Source organism: Amaricoccus sp. (genome assembly GCF_036846665.1).
Lineage (GTDB): Bacteria > Pseudomonadota > Alphaproteobacteria > Rhodobacterales > Rhodobacteraceae > Amaricoccus.
In genome coordinates, this window is sequence record NZ_DAIUBO010000375.1 from 1 (window position 1) to 2,321 (window position 2,321).

Sequence of the window (2,321 nt, forward strand, 5' to 3'; positions counted from 1 at the left end):
GGGCGCGTCCGCATCGCGCCGCTTCTCGGCTGGCGGGACGTCGATCTCGCGGCGATCACGCGCGAGGCCCTGCCCGCCGGGATCCCCTCGCTGGTGGAGAACGACGCCAATGCCTTCGCCATCGGCGAGGCCTATGGCAGCCGCGGCCGCCAGCGCGGCGTGACCCTCGTGCTGGTGATCGAGAGCGGGGTCGGCGGCGGCATCGTCATCGACGGCCAGCTCTTTCGCGGCGGGAACGGCCTCGCGGGGGAGATCGGGCATGTCCATGTGCCGGATGCCGATTGCGCCGAACTCGAAGAGGCCATCGGGCTGGAACTGCTGCTCAAGCGCTACCGCGGCGTCGCGGGCACCGGGGACGCGACGCTGGCGGGCCTTCTGGCGGATGTGCGCGACCGCGCCCCGGCGGCGGTGGCGATCGCGGAGGACTGGGCGCGCCATCTCGCCTTCGCGCTGGTCCAGGCCTGCCGGCTGGTCGATCCCGACCGGATCGTGCTCGGCGGCTCGGTCGCCGGGCTCTATCCGATGGTCTCCGCACGGGTGGCGTTCCACATGGAGACGCTGCAGGCCGACAGCTTCCCGCTGCCCGAGATCGTGCTGCACGAGGCCGCCGAGACGGGCGCGGCCTATGGCGCGGCCTGCATGCTGCACCAGCGCTTCCTGTCGCTGGAAAACGACCTGCTCGCCGGCGACGCCATGGGAAAGGATTGGGGGAACCTCTGACATGACTTCCGAAGGCGCGCTGGCTCGCGATGCGCTGGGTCCCACGGTCTGCGTCGGCGAGATCCTCGTCGAGATCGTCGCGACCACCGTCGGCGAGGGCTTCCTCGAGCCGCAGCCGCTCGTGGGGCCCTTCCCGAGCGGCGCGCCCGCGATCTTCATCGATCAATGCGCGCGCATGGGCGGCTCGGCGGCCATGGTCGGCGCGGTCGGGGACGACGATTTCGGCCGCCTCAACATCGCCCGGCTCGCGCGCGTCGGCGCGGATGTCTCTGCCATCACAATCGACCGCGGAAGGCCCACCGGCAGCGCCTTCGTGCGCTATCGCCCGGACGGGGCGCGCGACTTCGTCTACAACATGTGGACCTCGGCGGCCGGGCGCCTCGGCTGGACCGACGCCGTCGCCGCGCTGATCTCCCGCGCCGGGCATCTGCATGTCATGGGCACGGTGCTCGCGGAGCCCGGCGCCTGGGCGATCATCGAACGCGCGGCCGACATCATCAAGGACCGCGGCGGCAGCGTGTCGCTCGATCCCAACCTGCGCAAGGAAATCAGGGGCGACGGGGAGACCGACCGGCGCTTCGCCAGGATGGTGGCGATGTCCGATCTCCTGCTCCCCTCGGGCGGGGAACTGGAGCGCGCGGCCGGCGTCGCGGGCGAGGCCGAGGCGCTCCGGCGGCTCTTCGCGCTCGGGGTCGCCGAGGTGGTGCTGAAGCGGGGTGCGGACGGGGCGAGCTATTTCGACCGCGACGGCCTGCGGGTCGATGCCCCGGCCTTCGCCGTCGAGGAGGTCGATCCGACCGGCGCCGGCGACTGCTTCGGCGGCGCCTATCTGGCCTGCCGCCGGCTCGGCATGGCTCCGGAGGCGGCGCTGACCTATGCCTGCGCGGCGGGTGCGCGGAACGTGACGCGGCGCGGGCCGATGGAAGGCGCCGGCACGCGCACCGAGCTCGACCGTTTCATCCGCGAGACGGGAAGGCGGGCGTGATGCGGGTGGCGCTTGACGATCTGGCGCGCCTGCGCATCGAGGGACGGCCGCGGGGCATCCCCTCGGTCTGCTCCGCGCATCCGATCGCCCTGCGCGCCGCCCTGCGCCACGGGAGCGAGACCGGCGCCAAGGTGCTGATCGAGGCCACCTGCAACCAGGTCAACCACCGGGGCGGCTATACCGGCATGTCCCCGGCGGATTTCGCCGCGCTGGTCGGCGGGCTCGCCCGGGCCGAGCGATGTCCGGAAGACCGGATCATCCTCGGCGGCGATCACCTCGGCCCCAATCCCTGGCGCGACCTGCCCGCGGAGGCGGCGATGGCCGAGGCGGAACGCATGGTCGCGGCCTATGTGGCGGCGGGCTTCCGCAAGCTCCACCTGGACGCCTCCATGGGCTGCGCCGGGGAGCCCGCGGCGCTCGACGACACCGCCACCGCCCGCCGCGCCGCGCGGCTCGCCGCGGTCGCCGAGACGGCGGCGCGGGCAGCAGGCGGCCCGCCGCCGCTCTATATCATCGGGACCGAGGTGCCGCCGCCCGGCGGCGCGGACCACGCGCTGGATGCGATCACGCCCACCGCGCCGGAGGCCGCCCGCCGCACCATCGCCGTCCATCGCGC

Annotated in this window: 3 protein-coding genes; all 3 read left to right on the forward strand. The window is 73.6% G+C overall.

Features of this window, described 5'->3' with window-relative positions:
- On the forward strand, positions 1 to 720 hold a 720-nt coding region (locus V7050_RS20465), incomplete at its 5' end, for an ROK family protein (RefSeq protein WP_324411203.1).
- A gap of 1 nt (position 721) precedes the next feature.
- Positions 722 to 1,705, forward strand: coding sequence for a tagatose kinase (locus tag V7050_RS20470; protein WP_324370119.1), 984 nt, complete (start codon positions 722 to 724; stop codon positions 1,703 to 1,705).
- On the forward strand, positions 1,705 to 2,321 hold a 617-nt coding region (locus V7050_RS20475), incomplete at its 3' end, for a class II D-tagatose-bisphosphate aldolase non-catalytic subunit (protein WP_324411204.1). The genes V7050_RS20470 and V7050_RS20475, both read left to right, overlap by 1 nt.